Source organism: Amycolatopsis umgeniensis (genome assembly GCF_014205155.1).
GTDB classification, from domain to species: domain Bacteria; phylum Actinomycetota; class Actinomycetes; order Mycobacteriales; family Pseudonocardiaceae; genus Amycolatopsis; species Amycolatopsis umgeniensis.
The window spans coordinates 2039028-2061733 of record NZ_JACHMX010000001.1 but is presented as its reverse complement, the minus strand read 5'-3'; the positions used below and the strand labels follow the sequence as shown (position 1 = coordinate 2061733).

At 67.0% G+C, this 22706-nt stretch carries 10 protein-coding genes; 4 read left to right on the top strand and 6 right to left on the bottom strand.

Features of this window, described 5'->3' with window-relative positions:
- Positions 1-11 precede the first annotated feature (11 nt).
- The 3 genes from HDA45_RS09085 to HDA45_RS09075 form a co-directional block, all read right to left on the bottom strand.
- Positions 12-227 carry a helix-turn-helix transcriptional regulator gene (locus HDA45_RS09085; RefSeq protein ID WP_184893664.1) on the bottom strand — a complete coding sequence of 72 codons (216 nt, stop codon included), beginning with the start codon at positions 225-227 and terminating at the stop codon, positions 12-14.
- On the bottom strand, positions 221-649 hold the full coding sequence (locus HDA45_RS09080; RefSeq protein WP_184893662.1) for a hypothetical protein: 429 nt from the start codon (positions 647-649) through the stop codon (positions 221-223). Before HDA45_RS09080 ends, HDA45_RS09085 begins: the two co-directional genes overlap by 7 nt.
- A gap of 687 nt (positions 650-1336) precedes the next feature.
- Positions 1337-1723 (bottom strand): MarR family transcriptional regulator, encoded by a 387-nt coding sequence (locus tag HDA45_RS09075; RefSeq protein ID WP_184893660.1) that lies wholly within the window; start codon positions 1721-1723, stop codon positions 1337-1339.
- Positions 1724-1809: 86 nt separating this feature from the next.
- On the opposite strand from HDA45_RS09075, the gene HDA45_RS09070 reads away from it, so the two are divergent.
- Complete coding sequence (locus tag HDA45_RS09070; RefSeq protein ID WP_184893658.1) at positions 1810-3267, top strand: MFS transporter; 1458 nt, start codon at positions 1810-1812, stop codon at positions 3265-3267.
- A gap of 52 nt (positions 3268-3319) precedes the next feature.
- Here the strand turns inward: HDA45_RS09070 and HDA45_RS09065 are convergent, their stop codons facing one another.
- The gene (locus HDA45_RS09065) at positions 3320-4570 is read right to left on the bottom strand and encodes a cytochrome P450 (RefSeq protein WP_184893656.1); all 1251 of its coding nucleotides are present in this window, start codon (positions 4568-4570) and stop codon (positions 3320-3322) included.
- Between the two features lie 49 nt (positions 4571-4619).
- Here HDA45_RS09065 and HDA45_RS09060 point away from each other — a divergent pair, with 49 nt between their 5' ends.
- Entirely contained in the window at positions 4620-5348 is a 729-nt protein-coding gene (locus HDA45_RS09060) for an alpha/beta fold hydrolase (protein WP_184893654.1), read from the top strand.
- A gap of 38 nt (positions 5349-5386) precedes the next feature.
- Here HDA45_RS09060 and pdxR read toward each other — a convergent pair whose 3' ends face one another.
- The gene (gene pdxR, locus HDA45_RS09055; RefSeq protein ID WP_184893653.1) at positions 5387-6826 is read right to left on the bottom strand and encodes a MocR-like pyridoxine biosynthesis transcription factor PdxR; all 1440 of its coding nucleotides are present in this window, start codon (positions 6824-6826) and stop codon (positions 5387-5389) included.
- A gap of 12 nt (positions 6827-6838) precedes the next feature.
- On the bottom strand, positions 6839-10447 hold the full coding sequence (metH, locus tag HDA45_RS09050; RefSeq protein ID WP_184893651.1) for a methionine synthase: 3609 nt from the start codon (positions 10445-10447) through the stop codon (positions 6839-6841).
- 470 nt (positions 10448-10917) lie between these two features.
- On the opposite strand from metH, the gene HDA45_RS09045 reads away from it, so the two are divergent.
- Together HDA45_RS09045 and HDA45_RS09040 are read left to right on the top strand one after the other, a co-directional pair.
- On the top strand, positions 10918-12852 hold the full coding sequence (locus HDA45_RS09045) for a tachylectin-related carbohydrate-binding protein (RefSeq protein WP_184893649.1): 1935 nt from the start codon (positions 10918-10920) through the stop codon (positions 12850-12852).
- 109 nt (positions 12853-12961) lie between these two features.
- Entirely contained in the window at positions 12962-22705 is a 9744-nt protein-coding gene (locus HDA45_RS09040; protein ID WP_184893646.1) for a polymorphic toxin-type HINT domain-containing protein, read from the top strand.
- Position 22706 lies beyond the last annotated feature (1 nt).

Here is a 22706-nt window from a genome sequence, read left to right as displayed (position 1 = left end):
CGGCCTCTTTTCTAGTCTGGGTAATGGAAAACGTCGTCGAGCCCGACGCCGAACACCCGGGCGATCTGGAAGGCCATCTCGAGGGACGGCGAATAGCGGCCCTGTTCGATCGCGATGACCGTCTGGCGTGTGACGCCGATCCGGTTCGCGAGTTCCGCCTGGGTCATCTCGTTCTGGGCGAACCGCAGGGCGCGGATGGTGTTCGTGACCTTGGTCGGTTTCACCATGTCTGGAATCCCCAGCGGTACGCGGCGATCTTCGCGATCGAACCGAGCAGGGAGGACAGGACGAAGGCGAGGTACACCGTGTTGGCGATCCAGAAGTGGTCGAGCTCCGCCATCGCCATGACGAGTGCGGCGACACCGCCGATCACGACGAACGACTGTCCGATGTGCTCACCGAACCGGCCGATTTCGCGGTCTCGCTGGTCTTTGCGGCCCTCGTCACGCGGTGAGGCGATCGATGCCGCGATGTGCAGCACGATCGAAGCCACGATGGCCGCCCCGATCGTCCACAGCAACGGTGCCACGTAAGGAGCTTCGACGAGCGGGCCGGATCTCGCCCCGCCGAGGACGACGATCAGGTAGGCCGCGTAGGCGCAAACCGTGACCACGACCATGATCCACGCGCGTTTCTCTTCCAGTGCCACGACGTCCAAGGTAAAGACTTCTAGACACCGTGTCAAAGATTCTTTACTCCAGATCGGTCAAGTACGGGCGAGGTCATGCGGGAGAAGGTCGAACGTGGCGAGGTGTCGTCCACCCAGGCATGCGAAAGTACCGGCTGGGTCGTGAGTGGCAAGACGCGTTAGAGCGGACCCGTATTCACCTACCTACGCTTGACCTGCGCAAAAGGACGACGGGGTCACTCAGTCTCATCGTGCTGGCCGGTCGGAGTGGTCGTGAGTGGTGAGGCGTCGAAGTCGACGATGAAGGATTTGGGACGTTCAGTGTCCCAAATCCTTCATCGTCGTGGGCATGCTGGTCACGCCGGCCCGAGCTCCGCGAGCTCGCCGAGGCGCGGTCCGTTTCCAGTGGGTAGGTGAATACCGGTCCGCGAGAACGCGACCTACCACTCACAGCCACCTGGACCCACTCGGTACCGCCACCCTTGTCGCGCACGTACTGGGGAGGGGTGAAGGTCGAGTTCCCTCGGCTGAGCCGCGTGAAGGGGGCCTTCACGCGCGGCCGGTGCGACTGCTGGGGCGAGCGTGGCGATCCGCAAGTCCGTGAAGGACCCCTTCGCCGCGCTAGACGCAATGAAGGAGGCCATGACGTACTTCAAGGCAGGCATGGCTGAGGGCGGGGTTTCGACACAGAGGGACGGGACCGTGCCACTACGCCTTGATGGTGAGGGTTTCGTTCAGCGTCGCTCGATGGGTCGGCTTCGCCTCTTCGTAGCGACGGCGGCCCTCGTCGGTCACGACGACGAAGATCCCGCGGCGGTCCGACTCGCACAGCGCGCGCTGCACGAGCCCCTCACGCTCGAGGCGGGCGACGAGTCGCGAAGTAGCGCTCTGGCTCAGGTGGACGACCTCGGTCAGATCGGCCGCGCGGCATTTGCCGACGCCGCAGTTGACCAGGCGTTCGAGGGCTTCGAATTCGGTGACGCCGAGGCCGTGGCGCTCCTGCAGCCGGCACTCGAGCCGTCCGAAGACCGCCGCGTGCCGTGCGGACAGGGCGTGCCACTCCTGCAGCAGGTCTTGTTCGGCGACGTCGCTCACGCGGCCCAAGATAGCATGCACATGAATTTTATGCAAAGTCATTAAATGCACTTGCATTAGATGCGTGTGCATGTACTGTACGGATCATGAGTTCTTCCGTGCAGCTGTCCACCAGCTCTACAAGGTGGGACGCGCGCCTCTGGGGTGTCCTGCTCACTGTGTCCATCGTCGTGGGCCTCGACGCGCTCGACGTGTCGATGGTCGCCGTCGCCCTCCCGTCCATCCAGGCCGAACTCGGCCTCTCCACCGGTGCCCTGCAGTGGGTCATCAGCGCCTATGTGCTCGGCTACGGAGGACTGCTGCTCCTCGGCGGGCGCACCGCCGACCTGCTCGGCAGGCGCCGGGTCTTCCTCGTCGCCGTCGCGGTCTTCGCGGTCGCTTCCCTGCTCGGCGGCCTCGTCGACGACGGCGCGCTGCTGATCGCCACCCGCTTCATCAAGGGGCTCGCTGCCGCGTTCACCGCACCGGCCGCGTTGTCCATCATCACCACGACCTTCCACGAAGGCCCCGCCCGCAACCGGGCGATCAGCATCTTCGCCGTCTTCGGCGCCAGCGGGTACTCCGCGGGCCTCGTGTTCTCCGGTCTGCTCACCGAGGTGGGCTGGCGCTGGACGTTCCTGCTGCCGGTGCCGATCGCGCTCGCCGCGCTGGCCGCCGCGGTCAAGCTGATCCCGTCCTACCGCCCGCAGGAGGGCGGCGGCTACGACTTCCCGGGCGCGATCACCGGTGCCGCCGGTTCGCTCCTGCTGGTCTTCGCCGTGGTCGAGGCGCCGGAGATCGGCTGGGCCTCCCCTCGGACGCTGATCACGTTCGCCCTCGCGCTCGCGCTGCTCGTCACCTTCGTGCTCATCGAGAAGCGCAGCAAGCACCCGCTGCTCCGCCTCGGCATCCTGCGCTCGGGTCCGCTGGCCCGCGCCAACCTCGGCGGTGCGACGTTCTTCGGCGCCTACATCGGGTTCCAGTTCGTGGTCATGCTGTACCTGCAGACCGTGCTGGGCTGGTCCGCGCTGCAGACCGCGCTCGGTTTCCTGCCCGCCGCGCTGATCGTGGCCTTCGGTTCGCCCAGGATCGAGCCGCTGATCGACCGGCTGGGCACGCCGCGCACGATCCTCGCCGGGGTCGTCGCCCACGTCATCGGGTACGCGCTGTTCCTGCGGATCGACGAGAGTTCCAGCTACGCCGGTTCGGTGCTGCCGAGCATGATCCTGCTGGGCATCGGCTTCATGCTGGCGTTCTCCTCGCTCAACATCCAGGCGACCAACGGGATCTCCGACGACGAGCAGGGTCTCGCCGGCGGTCTGCTGAACACGTCGATCCAGGTCGGCGGTGCGATCGGCCTCGCCGTGGTGACCGCGGTCCTGACCGGCAACGCGGGTGGCGCCACCGGCCCGGCCGCGCTGCTGAACGGCTTGGCGCCCGCGCTGACCGTCGTCACCGGCATCGCCGTGGTCAGCGTCCTGGTGGCGCTGTCCGGAGTCGTCGGCCTGCGCAAGGCCGAAGCCCGCTCCGCCGTCGCCGAACCGGAGTTCGCCGCGGCCGAATGATCAGGGGGTGAAGGCCCCTTCCCGCGCTCGGGGGCGGGAAGGGGCCTTTCGGCTACCAGCGGATCGGGAGGGACTTCAGCCCGTTCTGGAAGTTCGACCGCAACCGCACCGGCTCACCGGCGAGCTCGACCTCGCCGAGCAGGTCCAGGACCGCCTCGAACATCGCGCGCAGCTGCACCCTGGCGAGCTGGGCGCCGAGGCAGAAATGCGGACCGTGCCCGAAGGTCAGGTGATCGTTGGGCGTGCGGCCGATGTCGAAGCGGTCCGGATCCTCGAAGACGGACTCGTCGCGATTCGCCGACGAGAACCAGACGACGACCTTGTCGCCCGCGCGGATGTCCATATCGGACAGTGTGACGTCTTCGGTCGCCGTCCGGCGGAAGTGCATGACCGGTGTCCACCAGCGGAGCATCTCTTCCACCGCGCCGGACAGCAGCGAACGGTCGGCCAGCAGCCGCCGGTACTGATCCGGATGCGCCAGCAGCGCCAGCATCCCGCCGGGGATGCCGTTGCGGAGGGTTTCGTTGCCCGCCACGGAAAACAGCCAGAAGAGATTCTCGAACTCGGCGATCGAGACCCGTCCTCCGTCTTCCACGTGACCCATCAGATTGCTCATCACGTCTTCGCCGGGACTCCGGCGTTTGTACTCGCCGAGCGCGGTGGCGTACGCGTAGAGATCCGGCATTCCGGCGCGGGTGCGCGGATCGGGCATCGCCCCGTCCGGCCCGGGAACCGGCCGCACGGCCAGCGCCGCCCGCGCGAGATCGGTGACCTCGTCCGCCTCGACGGTCGCGCTCACCGCGTAGTCGGCGTCCTGGTAGCCGATCACGCGATTGCTCCAGTCGTACATCAGCCGCCGGTCCTGCTCGGGGATCCCGAAGACTTCGGCGAGCGTCAGGAGCGGGAGATCGGCGGCGACGGCGGCGAAATCGCAGTGACCGTCCGCCAGGACCCCGGTGATCAGGTCCCTCGCCCAGCCGTGGATCCGCTCTGTCAGCCTGCCGATCGCCCGCGGCGTGAACGCCTTGGTGAGCAGGCCCCGCAGCCGGGCGTGCTCGGGCGGATCCATATTGAGCATCATCCGCCGGACGTACCCGAGGTCCTGTTCGGTCGCCGGATCCCGGATCTGCGTCCCGCCCAGCCGCGACGAGAACAGCTTCGGGTTCTTCAGCACGTGCTTGACGTCCGAATGCCGCAGTACGGCCCAGAAATCGTCCACCCGCACGACCGGCGACTCCCGGCGCAGCGCCGCGAGAGGTTCGTACGGCACGCCCCGGGTATAGGTGTCCGGATCGGTGATCACGGCTCCGAAGACTAGCCCGGGAACGGGGGACTGCGGAAAGATCCGTCCGGTGGAAACGCTGAAGATGCGCACCGCCGGAACCGACGGCCCCGCCGTACTGCTGCTGCACGGCCTCGGCGCGACGGGCGCGGTCTGGGACGGCCTGATGCTGCAGCCCGGTTACCGCTGGCTGGCACCCGATCTGCCCGGGCACGGGGCGTCGCCGCGGTTGGCGCACTACTCCTTCGGCAGCCTCGCCGGGGCTGTCGCCGACGCGCTCCCGGAACGCGGTCCGCTGCTGGTGATCGGCCATTCCCTGGGCGGGGTGGTCGGGCTCGCCCTGGCCAGCGGGTGGTTCGGGCTCCCGGTCGACGGGCTGCTCGCTGTCGGCGTCAAGGTCGATTGGAGCGAGTCCGACCTCGCCAAAGCCGCCGACATGGCGGCGAAACCGCCCAGGGTGTTCCTGGAGCGCGAAGACGCCGAACGAGCGTTCCTCAAGATCGCCGGTCTGACCGGGCTGGCCGAAGCGGACCCGGACGGCGTCGTCGAAACCGAAGGGGGCTGGCGGCTGTCCCTGGACCCCCGCGCGTTCGCCGTCGGCGCGCCCGACATGTCCGGCCTGCTCGGCGCGGCGCGCTGCCCCGTCGCTCTCGCCGCCGGGGAACACGATCCCATGAGCCGTCCCGAGCAGCTTCGCGCGCTCAGCCCGGCTTCCGCCGAACTTCCCGGACTGGGCCACAACGCCCACGTCGAAGATCCGGCCGTACTCCTGGCTTTCCTCGCGCAATTCGTCCTCTGAAGGCGGTAGTTCACCGTCGAACCACCGCATTCAGAGGACTAAACGCGGGTGATCTTGCCCAGGACGGCGATGCCCTCGGCGATGTCGCTCGCCGGGCTGGCGCCGTAGCCGAGGACGAGACCGGGATTCATCGGCCGCTGGCAGTGCCACGACAGCGGCTGCACCTTCACGCCCTGCTCCAGCGCGGCGGCGGCGAAGTCGAGGTCGGAGAACCCGGCGTCGAAGGTGATCGTCAGATGCAGACCGGCGGCCGCGCCGTGCACCACGGCGTCCGGGAGATGGGCCCGGAGCGCGTCGATCATCGCGTCCCGCCGGCGGCGGTGCCGTTTGCGCACGAAGCGCAGTTGCCGCTCCATCTCGCCGGACTCCATGAGATGCGCGAGCACCAGCTGGGGGAGGACGGCGTTGCCGAGGTCGGCGAACCGTTTGGCCGCGACCACCTCGTCGCGGTACCGCGGCGGCACCAGCATCCATCCCACCCGGAGCGCGGGCGCGAGCCACTTCGACACGCTGCCCGCGTAGCAGACCTGTTCGGCGAGCATCGAGCGCAGCGCGGGGACCGGCGGACGATCGTAGCGGTGCTCGGCGTCGTAGTCGTCTTCGATGATCAGCCCACCGTTCGCCGCCCAGCGCATGAGTTCGCGACGGCGTTCCCCGCCGAGTACGACACCGGTCGGGAACTGGTGCGCGGGCGTGAGCAGGACGGCGGGCGCGCCGCTGCGGACGAGCTCGTCGACGTCGATCCCGTCCTCGTCGACGCGGATCGGCGGCGTCGCGAGCCGTCGGTCGTGCAGATGCTGCCGCGCGCCCAGTGAACTCGGGTCCTCGACGGCTATCTCGGAGATCCCGTTGTCGCACAGCACCTGGGCCAGCAGTCCGAGCCCTTGCGCGACGCCAGCGACGATCAGGACGTCGTCGGCGTCGGCGGTGATGCCGCGGGTGCGGGCGATCCAGTGCGCGATGGCCAGCCGCAGCGCGGGCGCGCCACGAGGGTCGCCGTAGCCGAAGGCCGCCGCCGAGAGATCGTTGAGCACGGTGCGTTCGGCGCGCAGCCAAGCCGTCCTCGGGAAGGCCGTCAGATCCGGTACGCCCGGGGACAGGTCGATCTTCGCCGGTGTCGACCGCAGTGAGTCGAAGACGCCGATTCCTGGGGAGGGTTGGAAGATCGTGCCCGCCGACGGCGGTCCGGATGCCGTCTGCTCCTTCGTCCTGGCGGGCGCCGCGACCACCACCGTGCCCGCGCGGCCGCGTCCGGCGACGTGGCCGTCCTCGACCAGCCGCTGGTAGGCCTCCGTGACCACGCCGCGGGAAACCCTCAGGTCCGCGGCCAGCGCCCTGGTCGCGGGAAGCCTGCTGCCGACCGGCAGGCGGCCTTCGGAGATGGCGTGCCGCAACCGCGACGCCAGCCAGTCCGACCGGCGCCCCGGTGGTGCGTCCCCGATGTCCAGCTGCAGGAAGTCCGAGCCCTCGGCAGTCACCTGGTCATTGTGTCATTCGGGCTCGTAGGCGAGGTTCGGGCGCAGCCACTGCTCCATAGTGGACAGTTCGAGACCTCGCCGGACGGCGTAGTCCTCGACCTGGTCCTTGCCCAGCCGTCCGACGGTGAAGTACCGCGAATCCGGATGGGCGAAGATCAGGCCGCTGACGCTCGCCGCCGGTGTCATCGCGAAGGACTCCGTCAGCGCCATTCCGAGCCTGTCGGAGTCGAGCAGGTCGAACAGCTCCTGCTTCTCGCTGTGATCCGGGCTCGCCGGGTAGCCGAGCGCGGGGCGGATGCCGCGGAACCGCTCGGCGTGCAGGTCCTCCAGCTTCGGATCGGCGTCCGGCTCGAACCAGTCCCGCCGGGCCTTGAGGTGGATGTACTCGGCGAACGCTTCGGCGAGCCTGTCCGCGAGCGCCTTCACCATGATGGCGCGGTAGTCGTCCTGCTTCGCCTCGAACTCGGCCGCGAAGTCCTCGGCGCCGAGGATGGTGACCGCGAACCCGCCGAGGTGGTCGCCCGCGCCCGCCGGCGCGATGTAGTCGGACAGGCAGCGGTTCGGCCGCTCCAGCGGTTTCTTGGTCTGCTGGCGCAGCATCGGGAACTTGAGTCCCGACTCCAGGATGATGTCGTCGCCCTCGGAATGCGCGGGCCAGAACGCGTACGCGCCCTTGGCCTGGAAGCGTTCCTCGGCGACGATCTGGTCCATCAGGGTGTTCGCGTCGTCGAAAAGCTCCCGCGCCACGGGGTTGTCCAGGATCGCCGGGTACTTGCCCTTCAGCTCCCAGGCCAGGAACAGGAACGTCCAGTCGATCATCTCGCGCAGTTCGGTGAGCGACGGCGAGACGTACCGGACGCCGGTGAACGCGGGTGTCGGGACCTCGTCGAAGGAAACCTTCTCCGGGTTGGCCCTGGCCTGCTCGACCGTCAGGAGCGGCGTCCGCTGCTTGTTCGCGTGCTGCACGCGCAGCTGTTCCTGATCCTCGCGGTTCTGCTTGTCGAGGAGCTCGGCGCGATCCGCGTCGAGCAGGTCACCGACGACGCCGACGACACGGGAGGCGTCGAGGACGTGCACCGTCGTGTTCTCGTACGCGGGCGCGATGCGGACCGCGGTGTGCTGGCGTGACGTGGTCGCGCCGCCGATCAGCAGCGGCAGTTTCAGCCCGCGCCGCTCCATTTCGGCGGCGACGTTGACCATCTCGTCCAGCGACGGCGTGATCAGGCCGGAAAGCCCGATGGCGTCGGCGCCCTCGGAGACGGCGGTGTCCAGGATGACCGAAGCCGGGACCATCACGCCGAGGTCGATCACCTCGTAGTTGTTGCAGCCGAGGACGACGCCGACGATGTTCTTGCCGATGTCGTGCACGTCGCCCTTGACCGTCGCGAGGACGACCTTTCCGTTGCCCTGGCGGGTTTCGACGCGGCCTTCGAGGCGAGCCTTCTCCTTCTCGGCCTCCATGTACGGCTCGAGGTAGGCCACCGACCGCTTCATCACGCGCGCGCTCTTGACCACCTGCGGCAGGAACATCTTGCCGGACCCGAACAGGTCGCCGACGATCTTCATGCCGTCCATCAGCGGGCCTTCGATGACCTCGAGCGGCCTCGGCAGCTTCTGGCGCGCTTCCTCGGTGTCTTCTTCGATGTAGTCGACGATGCCGTGCACCAGCGCGTGGCTGAGCCGTGCCTCGACCGTGTTCTCCCGCCAGGAGAGGTCGACCGTGCGCTGGGTTCCCTTGCCACTGACCGTTTCCGCGAACGTGACCAGCCTGTCGGTGGCGTCTTCGCGACGGTCGAAGAGGACGTCCTCGACCAGTTCCAGCAGATCCTTGGGGATGTCCTCGTAGACCGCGAGCTGCCCGGCGTTGACGATGCCCATGTCCAGCCCCGCGCGCACCGCGTAGAGCAGGAAGGCCGAGTGCATCGCCTCGCGCACGACGTTGTTGCCGCGGAAGGAGAACGAGAGGTTCGAGATACCGCCGCTGATGCGGACGCCGGGACAGCGTTCCTTGATCCGCGGCAGCGCGTCGATGAACGCCTTGGCGTACCCGTTGTGCTCGGAGATACCGGTCGCGACCGCGAGCACGTTCGGGTCGAAGATGATGTCCTCGGCGGTGAAACCGGCCTCCCGCGTCAGCAGATCGTACGCCCGCCCGCAGATCTCGACCTTCCGGTCGGCGGTGTCGGCCTGGCCCGTCTCGTCGAAGGCCATGACGACCACGCCCGCGCCGTAGTCACGGATGCGCCGGGCCTGCTGGAGGAACTGCTCCTCGCCTTCCTTGAGGCTGATGGAGTTGACGACTCCCTTGCCCTGCACGCATTTCAGCCCGGCTTCGAGAACCGTCCAGCGTGAACTGTCGATCATGATCGGCAGCCGGGCGACCTCGGGTTCGGTGGCGATGAGGTTGAGGAAGGTGGTCATCGCTTTTTCGCTGTCGAGCAGGTCGGCGTCCATGTTGACGTCCAGCAGGTTCGCCCCGCCGCGGACCTGCTCCAGCGCGACGTCGACGGCGGCCTGGTGGTCGTCGGCCTCGATCAGCTTGCGGAATTTGGCGGATCCGGTGACGTTGGTCCGCTCACCGATCATGACGAATCCGGTGTCCTTGCCGATTTCGAACGGCTCGAGCCCGCTGAACCGGGTGCTGGCCTTCGGATCGGGGACGGTCCGCGGCGCCATCCCCCGGACGGCGTCGGCGATCTCCTTGATGTGCGCGGGAGTCGTGCCGCAACAGCCGCCGACGACGTTGACCATCCCGGCCGTGGCGAAGTCGCCGAGCAGCCCGCCGGTCTCCTCGGGTGTCTGGTCGTACCCGCCGAAAGCGTTCGGCAGGCCGGCGTTGGGGTGACAGGCCGTGTACGTGCCCGCGAGGCGCGACAGTTCGGCGATGTGCGGGCGCATTTCCTCGGCGCCCAGCGAACAGTTGACGCCGACCAGCAACGGCTCCGCGTGCTCGATGGAACTCCAGAACGCCTCGACCGTCTGTCCGGACAGCGTCCGGCCGCTCAGGTCGACGATCGTGACCGAGATCCACAGCGGCAGATGCGGCGCGACGTCGCGGGCGGCGGCGATCGCGGCCTTGCAGTTGAGGGTGTCGAAGATCGTCTCGATCAGCAGCAGGTCTACGCCGCCCTCGGCGAGCGCCTTGATCTGATCCGCGTACGAGGCGTAGACCTCGTCGAAACTCACCGCGCGGAACGCCGGGTCCTCGACCTTGGGCGACAGCGACAACGTGACGTTCAGCGGCCCGACCGACCCGGCGACCAGTTTCCCGCCCGCCGCGTCCGCCGCCTCGCGCGCGATCTGGGCGCCGCGGAGGTTCATCTCGTACGCGAGGTTCTCGAGCCCGTAATCCGCCTGGCCGATGGTGGTGGCGGTGAACGTGTTCGTCGTGGTGATGTCCGCGCCGGCGTCGAGATACTGGCGGTGGATGTCGAGGACGACGTCCGGTCTGGTGATGTTCAGCAGGTCGGGGTCGCCGGTGATGTCACGGGGGTGATCCTGGAACCGCTCGGTGCGGTAATCCTCAGGTTTGAGGCCGGCGTTCTGGAGCATCGACCCCCACGCGCCGTCGAGCACGACGATGCGCTCGTCCAGCAGCTTTCGCAGGGCGGTCGTTTCCATCCAGCGCTCCTCCCATGTCGTGGGAGGCGCCCTTGCGGTGAAGTCCAGGGCCGAGCGTGGCGGACCCAGTGGTCCGTTGCAGCGCCTCTCGACCTTGGCGACCAGAGTACCGGATCCGCTGCCTGGATCGTTACCCGAAGTGGCCCCCAGGCACGGTGGAGCGGACTCTGCCACGAGTCCCCTGCTCAGGCGCTTGCCGGACGTGACGGTGACCACTTCGACGGGACTGAAGACGTCCACCAGCTGGGACGATGTTCGTCCGATGTAGGCCGGACGGCCCAACTGTTGAAGATTCAGTAACAGCCGCCGGGGTGCGCCGATGTGATCATCGGACGGCTCACGGGAGGGTGAGCCCGGTCGACGTCGTGTGTCCACGTTTCATCCAGGGTCTTCGCAGCTCCACCGCGTTTTGGCGGCGGAGCTGATCAGTGCTGCCCGAAGTGCCTTCACCATCACGAAAAAGGATTCCCATGCGCCAGAAACGGTCTGTTCGAAGACCAGCGATTCTTTGCTCCGCGTTCACCATCGCGCTCAGCGGTGTGGCGGCGACGACGGGCACGCAGATCGCGGCCGCCGAGACGATCACCTGCCGGGCGAACGCGGGTGTCTTCTACACGAAGCCGGACACGATCCTGCAGATGGATCGGCACAACGAGCCCGAGACAGGCGCCAACTCGTGGGTGGGCAACACGACGATCGGCAACACCTGGAACGGCAAGACCCTGGCTGGCCCCGACGGCCGCATGTACCTGATCGCCGACAACGGCAACGTCACACGGCAACGCCGGCTGGCGACAGGCTGGGAGAACGGGGGAGCCGGCCAGGTCATCGCCACCGGCTGGAACGGCGTGACGCTGCCCTCCCAGCGCAACCGGATCACCGTCGACGCGAACGGCGACTTCTTCTGGTCACACGACGGCATCCTCGCGTGGCAGCGTTACGACGAGGCGACCAAGGTCTGGACCGACCGGCTGATCGACACCGGCTGGACCTCGGCGAGGTACGACCTGATCGTCGGCGCGGGCGCCGGGGTCTTCTACGCGCGGACGCCCGCCGGAGCCCTTCACCGGTTCCAGTACGACGCGGCGAGCCAGCGCTGGATCGAATACGCCACCGTCGTCGGCTCGGGCGGCTGGCAGAACTTCGCCCAGATCGCGTCGGCGGGCGGGGACGTCCTCTACACCCTCGACAAGAACAACGGGCAGATCAAGTGGTACCGCTATCTCGGCGGCGGCACCTGGGCGCCGGGGCCCACCGTCATCGGAACGATCGGGGCGGACTGGCAGCTTTCCGTCACGACGGACGACTGCAAACTGGTCGACACCGGGCAGCCCACCCGGCCGTCCGTGCCCGCTCGCCCCAATGCCGCCACCAACGTCATCGAAGGCGCGGCAGGCCGGTTCCAGTACTTCTACACGGACGACTTCGGCCGCCTGATCCACGGTCGTCAGCGCACCGACGACGTCGGCATCGTCGAGTTCACGACGGTCCTCGGTTACCAGCAGTACGTCGGTACGCCCAGCGCGGTCCGCGCCGCGGACGACACGCTCCGGGTCGCCGCTTTGGGCAAGGACAGTGAGACCCGGACGAGCACACAGGCGCCCAACACCACCGCTTGGACTCCGATCGCCGGCGCCGGGGGATGGATGCCGGGGCCCGCCGTGTCGGCCCAGCGCAACGGTGTCCTGTCGCTGTTCGCGACGGACGCCGCCGGCAAGCTCTGGGTCCGCGATCAGGATCCGGGGTCGAAGCAGCTGCTCCCGTGGCGCGTCCTCCAGTCTTCGGGCTTGAGCTCCGACATCACCGCCGTCGCCCATACCGAGGGCATCGACCTCCTCGTCCGCACCACCTCGGGCGCCTACACCAAATCGTCTTACGTGAACGGTGTGCTCGGGCCATGGATCGCCGTTCCCGGGACCGGCTGGACGAATCCCGCGGCGGCGGTGGCCAATCCGGACTACAACCTCCAGGCCTTCGCCGTCCAGCCCGACGGAAACGTCGTCACCCAGCGGGAGACGGCCGACGGCTTCACCGGCACCTGGAAGGTGCTTTCCGGAGTGGTGGCCAACGGGACACCCGCGGTGGCCATGGATTCCGGCGGCATCGTCCATGTCGCGGTGCGGGCCAACGACGGTTTCGTCTATCAGACCGAGCAGCAGGCCCCGGCCAGCGGCGCGTACCGGGCCTGGGTACGGCTCACCGATTCGCGGACCGGCGCGTCGTACCAAACGGCCACGGACCCGTCCATGGTGACTCGCGGGGCGGGTGGGGTCATCGTCACCTTCCGTGATCTGGACGGCATTTCGTACATCTACGAGTCCACGACCGCGGCCGCCTCGGCACGGTCGGCCGAGACGCCTCGATCCGTCTTCACCGGCGGGCCGGCGCCGAAGCCGAACATCTGACCGACCCATCGGTGTGATCGTGCGAATCCGCTGCGGCGGATTCGCACGATCACACCCGGACGAGTCTTCGACCCAGCCGGACTTCGTTTCCCGACTTAGGTGGTTCCCCATGTTCTCTCGTCGTGGTTCGAGCGCGCGCAAAAAATCCGTGCCGTCGCGATCTTTGCTGGTCGTGATGGTCCTCGCGCTGCTGGCCGGGGTGATCGGCCCGGCCGCGCGTAACGAGACACCGGGCTGGGCCGACGGAGCGGAACGGCTGGCGCGGGCGATGGCGTTGTCGCCCAAGCAGAAGACTGGTTCCGCCGCCGGCCACGACGACGACCAGGGTGTGCCGAACGCGGCGGGACCCAAGTCCTTGCAATCGAAGTTCCCCGAAGTCGGCGGGGGCACCGAAACGGTACGTGGCAACCAGGTCCGGGTCGAGAAAGGCCCGAGCGACGTCAAGGGCTTCGACAAGGCGACCAGCCGCGAACTTCCCGAGAAGCGCACGGCCAGGGAACGCACGTACGCGAACACCGACGGCACTCAAACCACCGAGTTCAGCCGCGACGACGTCAACTACCAGGCCCCCGACGGCAAGTTCCAGCCGATCGACACCACGATCGTGCCGAACGCCGGTAAACCGGGCTGGCGGAACGCCGGTGACAACGTCGGACTCGAGTTCGCGCCGTCGGCCGCGAAGGATCCCGTCGTCAACGTGATCGTCGATCCCCGGCACCAGTTCGGCTACTCGGTCGACGGCGTCGCCGACACGGCGGGCGCGGTCTCGGGAAGCACCATCACGTATCCGTCCGTGCGGGCCGAATCCGATCTTCGCCTCGACGTCTTTCCGGGCGGAGTGAAGGAGACCCTGGTCCTCAAGTCGCCGAACGCCCCGCACAGCTGGATCTTCCCGCTGAAGCTGACCGGTCTCAAACCCGCCATCGTCGACGGCCGGGTGTCGTTGTCCGACGAGAGCGGCCGAGAGGTCGCGCAGATCCCGCCCGGCGTGATGAACGACGCCAAACAGGATCCGTCGAGCGGTGACTTCGCGACTTCGCACGGTGTCACGTACCGGCTCATCGAGCACAAGGGCCGTCCCGCGCTGCAGGTGGATCTCGACTCGGCCTGGCTCCGCGACCCCGCCCGGCAATATCCGGTCGAAGTCGACCCCAGCGTGGACACCGGCAAGGCCAACAACAGCATGGTCGTCCAGAACGGGAGTCGCGGCGACGGCGGGTCCGAACTGAAGGCGGGTACGACCGGAAGCATCAAGGCCGCCAGCTACCTCGCTTTCGACGGTGTTCAGGACCGCCTCCGCAATCACAAGATCTTCGGTGCCTACCTCAGCCTCGCCAACTCCTGGGCGTGGTCCTGCCAGCCGCGTCCGTTGTCGGTGCACCCGGTCGTCGCGCCGTGGGGCAGCGGCGGCGGATTCCCCGGCCCCGCCTACGGCCCGGCTCTGGCCGACTCGTCCTTCGCGCACGGATACGTCGGGCGCGGGCAGTCCCGATCGAGTTGCCCGGCGGCCTACGAGCTGATCAACCTCGGTGTCCCGGGACGTGACCTCGTGCAGCGCTGGGCCACCGGCGCGCAGGCGAACTACGGCCTGAGCATTCGCGCCTCCGAGACAGATCCCTTCGGCTGGAAGAAATTCGCCGGGCACCGCACGGTGAACCCGCCGGTTCTGTATGTGACGCACTCGATCTACGACGCCGAGTACCGCGTGGACTCCGGCGTGATCGATCCGCCGGTCACCAAGATCCAAGACGGCAAGATCAAGATCACGGTGACCAACCGGGGCGCCGAGACCTGGACAGGGCCGACGTACGCCCTGGGCTACCGGGCCTTCAAGACGAACGGGCAGCCGGTGGCGTCCGTCGAGGCCGCCACCTTGACCTCGGACGTGCCTCGTGGGGCGTCGGTGACGCTCGAAGCGAAGATCAAGGCGATCGAGCCAGGGGACTACATCCTCGACTTCAGCATGCTGAGACGCGGTGGTGCCTGGTTCACCGACGAACAGATCCCACCGATCAGGTTGTTGATGAAGGTCATCGACGTGCCGCCGGTGGTCAAGGCCCAGTATCCGCCGAACGGCTATTCCGCGCCGACCCTGACACCACAGTTGTGGGTCGACGCCGTCGACGTGGACGCGCCGCCGAACACCAACGGCCTGAAGTACCGGTTCGAAATCTGTGAGAGCTACCGCCAGAACCCGGACGGTTCTCTCACCGGGGTTTCGTGCACGGACTCCGGATACGTCGACAAGCGCACGTGGACGGTTCCGAAGAACGCCTTGCGCTGGAGCAAGGACTATCAATGGCGTGCCTTCGCCTTCGACGGGAACTCCGAGAGCCAGAAGCTGCCGCCCAGCCACCTGCTGACCGCGGTGCCCCAGCCCGAGATCACGTCGCATCTGGCCAACGCGCCCTACAGCGGCGGCCCGTCGGACTTCGACCCGCAGACCGGTAACTACTACTCGAGCGCCGTGGACGCGACCGTCCGGGTCACCGGGCCCGAGCTCAGCGTCGCCCGTACCTACAACAGCCTCGACCCGCGGCGCGACCTGATGTTCGGCGCGGGCTGGACCACCCGCTACGACATGCGCGTCGTCCCGGACGACGACGGCTCCGGCAACGTCGTCGTCACCTATTCCGACGGACAGCAGATCCGGTTCGGGCGGAACGCCGACGGCACGTTCGCGGCGCCCGAGGGGCGCCAGATGGACTTCCACGCCGAGGTCGAAGCCGCGGGCGGCGGGTGGATGCTGGTCGACAGGTCCGCGACCGTCTACCGGTTCCGGACCGACGGCAGGTTGATCACGGTCCACGACCAGAACGGCCGCTACATCGAGCTCGACTACGGAACGGTCGATCACCTCAAGCGCGTGATCAGCAGGACGAGTGACCGGATCCTCTACTTCAAGTGGACCGGGAACCATGTCACGTCGGTGAGCACCGACCCGATCGACGGCAAGCAGCTCACCTGGAACTACACCTACGACGGCGACAAGCTGAGCAAGGTCTGCGATCCGTACGGCGGATGCACCGGGTACGAACAGACCGCCGGCTCGCACTACCGCAGCTCGGTCATCGATTCCCGGCCCGCGTCGTACTGGCGGCTCGGAGAGACCGCCGGCACCGACGCGAACAGCCAGGTGCAGACCAACCTCGGCAAGGACAAGGGAACCTTCAAGGACGTCGGGCTGGGCCAGCCCGGTCCCTTGGCGAACGCGGGCGACACCGCGGCGTCCTTCAACGGGACTTCCTCGGTGATCACCCTGCCGGACGGCACGGTGAAGAAGAACCGCGATCTCGCCGTCGAGCTCTGGTTCAAGACCACCCAGGGCGGCCCTCTCTTCGGGTACCAGAAGGCCAAGATCAACGAGACGCCACAAGGCGCCGTTCCCGTGCTCTACGTGGGAACGGACGGCAAGCTGCGCGGTCAGTTCTGGAACGGTGCCGCCGGCCCCATCACCTCTTCGGCGTCGGTGAACGACGATCAGTGGCACCACGTCGTGCTTTCCGGCTCCCTCGCCACCCAGACGCTCTACCTGGACGGGCAAAAGGTCGGTACGGCCGCGGGCGAGATCCAGCACGACGACATCACCTTCAACCAGATCGGTGCCGCCTACACGGTGCCGCCGTCGTCCTGGCCCGGATGGGGCACCGAGCCCCGGCGATTCTTCTCCGGCCTGATCGACGAGGTCGCTTTCTACGAGTACCCGCTCGGGCAGACCGCCGCCCTCTCACATTTCCAGGCGAAGGCGGGGGCGGACTACCTCTCGAAGATCACGCTGCCGAGCGGACGGGTCGCCGCGAAGCTCTCCTATGACATCACCGCGGACCGTCTCAGCGAGTTCACGGACCGGAACGGCGGGAACTGGAAGATCGTCTCGCCCGTCGTCGCCGGGACGGCGACGAACCTCGTGCGGACGACGCAGGTGACCGATCCCGGGAACCGGCTCCATTTCTACGACTACGACCCGGCGCGCGGTCGCATCCTGCGGTCCATCGCGCCACTCGGCCAGGGAATCCGTGCCGAGGACAGGTTGGACAACGTGGGCAGGCCGACACCGGAACCCACACCCGGCTGTCCACCGACGGGCGGCTTCTGTGGTGGCCCGGTGAACGGGGGCAGCACGTGGGTCGGCGGGCCGGTCGTGGGACTGGGCGTACGGACCTACGACTACGACGACAAGGGGTTCCAGACGACCATCAGCGACGAGCTGGGTGACCAGGTCGTCCTGACCAATGACGCGCGAGGGAATGTCACCTCCCGCAAGAGCTGCCGAGTCGCTCCCGGCGACTGCCAGACGAGCTACTACAGCTACTACTTCAACCCGAACGACGTCACGGACGCGCGAAACGACAAGATCCTGTCTTCTCGCGACGCCCGTTCGACGGATGCGAACGACACCAGGTTCGCCACGACGTCCACCTACACCGACGGGTGGAACCGAGGTCTGCTCGCGACCCAGACGACACCCGATGGCGCCGTCGTCCGGCACGTGTACACCGATGGGACGGAAGCGGCCGTCGGCGGCGGGAACGTCCCGAGTGGACTGATCGAGAAGACGACCGACCCTCGCGGCGGCGAGATCACCTACTCCTATTACAAGAACGGTGATCTCGCCGAACTGGTCAACGCCGCCGGCCTGACCACGAAGTACACCTACGACATGCTCGGGCGGAAGAAGTCCGAGACCCAGGTCAGCGACGCCAACCCGAACGGGGTCACGACCACCTTCACCTACGACCTGCTGTCCAGGCAGGCGACGGCCACGAGCCCGGGTTCGAGCGACCCCGTCACCGGTGTCACCCATACCGCGCAGCGGAAGAACGACTACGACGCGGACGGGAACGTGACCCGCGACGAGGTCCTCGACCTGACGGGTGGCGATCCGAACCGCGTCACCACTACGGCGTACGACGACTTCGGCAGGCCGAGGGAGGTCACGGATGCCGAGGGCGGCAAACGATTCTTCGGGTACGACGGCTTCGGCAACCGCACCTGGATGGTCGACCCGATCGGGAACAAATACGAGTACGCGTACACCGCCCGGAACGCGATCGCGGAGATCCGGCTGCGCGGCTGGCACGGCGGGACGATCGAGGCGGGGACGGGCGAAGGGGACGGCGACGGCGATGGTTCCCTCGGGGCCTCGCTGACCCTCAAGTCGTTCGCCTACGACTTCGCGGGACGGTTGATCCGCGAGACGGACGCGGTGGGGCGCACCACCCGCTACCAGTACTACACCGATGACAAACTGCGGAAGAAGATCGCTGTCGACGTGTCGGATCCGGACAACCTTTCGGGCCCCAAGACGAACGTCACGCTCAGCGAACTCGTCTACGACGCCGCCGGGAACGTCGTCCAGGAGACTCGCCAGGGCGGTGGGGTGACGGCCTACGAATACGACCCCACGGGCCGCCGGACGTCGCAGACCCTCGATCCGGACGGGCTGGCCAACCGGAGCGAGTTCCAGTACTCGCTCGCCGGTGACCTGACCGCGGTGACGCACACCGGTCGCAGCTCGAACAGTTCGCGTATCGACGCGGGAAGGGTGGAGAGCTCCGAGTACGGCTATGACACCGCCGGCCGGAAGATCAGCGAGTCCGTCCTCAATGGAGGGTCTCAGAAGTTCACCACCACCCGGACGTTCGATCAACGGGGGCTCGTCACCTCGGTCACCGATCCGCGCGGGAACGTCAGCGGCGCGGACCCGGCCGCGTTCACCACGAACCTCGGGTACAACAGCGCCGGGCTCGCGACGACGGTGACCGGCCCCGCGGTGGACGTCGAAAGCGGCGGCGGCGCCGTGACGCGGACACGTCCCCAGACACAGACCGGGTTCAACACTTTCGGTGAGCCGACGGCGAAGCGGGATGCCAACGGTCACGTCAGCACGACGACGTACGACCGTCTCGGCCGGGCTATCGACTCGTCTTCGCCGGAATACCGCAAACCCGGGGAAGCGACGGCCGCCAAGGCGGTGTCCAGGACGCAGTACGACGCCGACGGCAAGGTCATCGCCTCCACCGACCCGAAGGGCGCCGTCACCCGGTTCCGGTACGACCAGCTCGGCAGGCTGCTGGAGCGGGTCGATCCGCGGGCGGACGCGGGTGATCAGGACGGAGGCGTCTGGAAGTACTCGTACACCAACGCCGGTGATCAGCTGTCCGTCACGGATCCGAACGGTTCGCGGCAGGAGACGACCTACGACGACCTCGGACGTCCGATCACCGCCACCCAGCTGGAGCGGTACCCGGAGCCCGCGGCGTACACGACGAAGCTGCGCTATGACGCGGCCGGAAACCTGAAGTCGACGACCTCGCCGTCCGGCGAGAGCACCCGGTTCGGCTATGACGCGCTCGGCCAGCGCGTCAACGCCACCGACCCGGCGAACGTCGTGACGCAGTTCGGGTACGACCTCGCGGGGAACCGCGTCCGCACCAGCGATGGAGCCGGGAACACGCGGTACACGAGTATCGACGGGGCGGGCCGCTCGACCGGCAGCTTCGATCTCGACCCGAGCGAACGCATCCTGCGGAAGTCTTCGACGAGCTACGACCCGGCGGGCAACCGCCTGTCGTCGACGGATCCCTACGGTCACACGGTCAAGTTCGCCTACGACGCGCAGGGAAGGATGACCAGGCAGGAGGAGCAGGTCTCGGCGACCGACTCCATCGTCTTCGGCTTCGGCTACGACGCGGCGGGTCAGCGGACCCGGGTCACCGACGGGCGGGCCAACGCGACGATCCAGACCTACAACTCGCTGGGGCTGCCCGAATCCACCATCGAACCCGCGACCGCGGCCCATCCCGAGCCGAAGGACCGGACGTGGACCACCGGATACGACCTCAAGGGCCAGGCCACGAACTTGCTGGCACCTGGTGGAGTCACGCGGGTCCGTGAGTTCGACGCACTCGGCCGGTTGACCGGTGAGACCGGCGGCGGTGCTTCGGAGCCGACGACGGAACGGAAGCGGAGCTTCGACCTCACGAGCCGGCTGACCAGTGTCGATTCGCCCGGCGGGGCCAAGGTCTTCACCTACAACGACAGGGGAGGACTGCTCACCAGCACCGGCCCGACGACCGGCGTGTCGACCTACGAGTACGACCACTCGGGACGTCTGGCCAAACGTGTCGACGCGGCTGGGACGTCGACCTTCACCTACGACAAGGGAAGGCTCGCGACCCAGTCCGACGGGGTGACAGGCGTGCGCCAGTCCATCGGCTACGACACGGGTGGCCGCGTCGGGACGGTCGACTACGGAGCAGGCCGGGTCAGGACCCTCGGCTACGACGATTTCGGTCGCATGTCCTCGGACACGCTGAAGGGCGCCGACAACGCGACGCTGGCCGGAGTGACCTACGGCTACGACCTCGACGATCGCCTCACCACGAAGAACACCTCGGGCCCCGAGGGATCGCGTAGCAACGTCTACGGCTACGACTTCGCCGGCCGGATGACGTCGTGGACGGCCAGCGGTGAGAAGACCGAGTACTCGTGGGACAAGTCCGGCAACCGGACCAAATCCGGCGACAAGACGGCCACGTTCGACGAACGGAACAGGCAGCTGACCGACGGGTCCACCACATTCGCGTGGAGCCCCCGAGGCACTCTCGAGTCCCGGACCGACGCGGGTAATTCCGTGCAGTCGGGTTTCGACGCCTTCGACCGGGCGGTCAAGGAAGGCGCCAGCACCTACGGATACGACGGCCTCGACCGGATGTCGGTCCGCAACGGACAGACGTTCGGCTACGACGGAACCAGCCTGGACCTGATCACCGACGGCGCGGCCAAGTTCGCCCGCGGCGCCGGTGGACAGTTGCTCGGCCAGCGTTCGGCGGCCGGGGTGTCGCAGCTCGCGGTGACCGACCAGCACGGAGACGTCGTCGCGGGCCTCGACCCGGCCGGTGGCCTGAGCGGATCGACCACGTTCGACCCGTTCGGGAAGAAGGTCGGCTCGACCGGTTCGACGTCGACGCTCGGGTACCAGTCCGACTACACGGACCCCGACAGCGGGAACGTGGACATGGGTGCTCGGTGGTACTCGCCGGGGACGGGGACGTTCAACGCGCGGGACGACATCGCGCTGCCGAGTAATCCGTCGGTCGTCAGCAACCGGTACACCTATGGCAACGCGGGTCCGATGAACGGAATCGACCCGGACGGGCATTTCCTCCGGTGGGACTGCCTGGTCTCCATTGGCTTCTGTGAAGTGATTGCGCCGAAAATCCGCCAGTGGTTCGGTCCTCCTGCCCCTCCGGCCCAGCTGGGCCTGCGAAGCGGTGGGATCCGCGTAAACCCGGGCTATCTGGACGACGTGTCGGGCGGCAACTGGGGGCAGCCAGACGGACCTGGCGAGCCGTCTGGCTATGGTCCCGGCACCGGAACAGGTAAAAGGGGAGCAGGGGTAGGCAACGGAAAGTATGTCGGCACTCCGGGTAGAGGCACACCTGGTCCGGTGATCGACTACAGGGCCTCTGCGCAGAACGCTGCGAAGAACAACCCGCTGCCGGTACCGAAAGCTGTGGCGCAGCCTGCTTATGGCGGTGGCGGTGCCATCGCGCCGGTGTCGCCGAGTCCGCATCTCCCGGCGATCGCTGTCGGCGGAAGCGCGGCCGCGGACAACAACCTCAACAAGATTACGAACGCCGTGACCGGGGACGGTCCGATCGTCCGGAACGTCAATCAGTTGCCGCCGTCAGAACTGGGTGGAGCAGGCAAGTCGAACAACAGTGGCGGCTTCCCGTCCATCTCCGATGTACTCGACGTGATCCTCCCGCCCGGGAGCCTGGTCGGGATGCTCTGGCAGTTGGGCAAGGCGGACAGCCCTTCGGAGGCTGCGCACGGCGTTCTCGATCTTCTTGGCTACGTACCGGGTCTTGGAGAAGCTGCGGATCTGTTCAATGCCTGGTTGTATGCCGGCGAAGGCGACAAGCTGAATGCTGGGATTTCGCTGGGTGCGGCCATTCCCTTCCTAGGATGGGGAGCTGCCGCTTGGAAGTCGGGTAAGCAAGCCGTCAAGAGCGCAGAGAACGTCGCTGAGCGGGCGGCTCATGACTTCCCGGTCAATCCGCCCTGTGTCGGCAAGAACAGCTTCGTCGGAGGCACCCGTGTCCTCATGGCAGGTGGCCTGACCAAGCCGATCGAAGAGGTGGAGCTCGGAGATGAGGTCGTTGCGACTGATCCCGAGACTGGTCGTACCGAGTCTCGCCCGGTCGTCGCGACGATCATTGGCGAAGGTCAGAAGGACCTCGTAAGAGTCACTGTCGGTGATGGTGCGAAGACCGACCGTTCGGGCGACGTTACTGCAACCGATGAGCATTCGTTCTGGTCTAATGGTCGCAACGAGTGGATCAGTGCAACTCGCTTGGAGGCAAGTGACACACTTCTGACTGAATCCGGGGTGTCGATTCCAATTGTTGCCATCGACAAATGGTCTACGACGCAACGGCGCGTCTACAATCTTACTGTCGAGGGCGTACATACTTACTATGTTCTCGCTGGATTGACTCCGGTACTGGTTCACAACTGCGCGGCAGGGCAGGTGCCGTACTTTGGCGCGTATCCATCTGAATTTATGGACCAAGCCAAAAAATATGGAAAGGGGGGAGTTCGTGAGCTTTCGGATGGACGAGTTCGATTCTATAGTGAAATATCCGAGGCGAGAACTGCGGGAGAGATGCTGGGTAGGCGCATGGTTCGCGAGTGGAACCCGGAGAGTGGTGCAACGCGGATTTGGCATGAAACATTAGATCACGCTGGGAATGTGCGAATTGTACGCCCTGACGTAAAAGTTACGGGCGATCAAAAGATTCATTACATTTTTGATGAATTCGGTAATTATGTAGGAACAAGGTAGT

Coding starts and splice junctions, on each gene's coding strand:
- HDA45_RS09085 (WP_184893664.1), bottom strand. CDS start 227: ATGGTGAAACCGACCAAGGTCACGAACACCATCCGCGCCCTGCGGTTC.
- HDA45_RS09070 (WP_184893658.1), top strand. CDS start 1,810: ATGAGTTCTTCCGTGCAGCTGTCCACCAGCTCTACAAGGTGGGACGCG.
- metH (WP_184893651.1), bottom strand. CDS start 10,447: ATGGAAACGACCGCCCTGCGAAAGCTGCTGGACGAGCGCATCGTCGTG.
- HDA45_RS09045 (WP_184893649.1), top strand. CDS start 10,918: ATGCGCCAGAAACGGTCTGTTCGAAGACCAGCGATTCTTTGCTCCGCG.
- HDA45_RS09040 (WP_184893646.1), top strand. CDS start 12,962: ATGTTCTCTCGTCGTGGTTCGAGCGCGCGCAAAAAATCCGTGCCGTCG.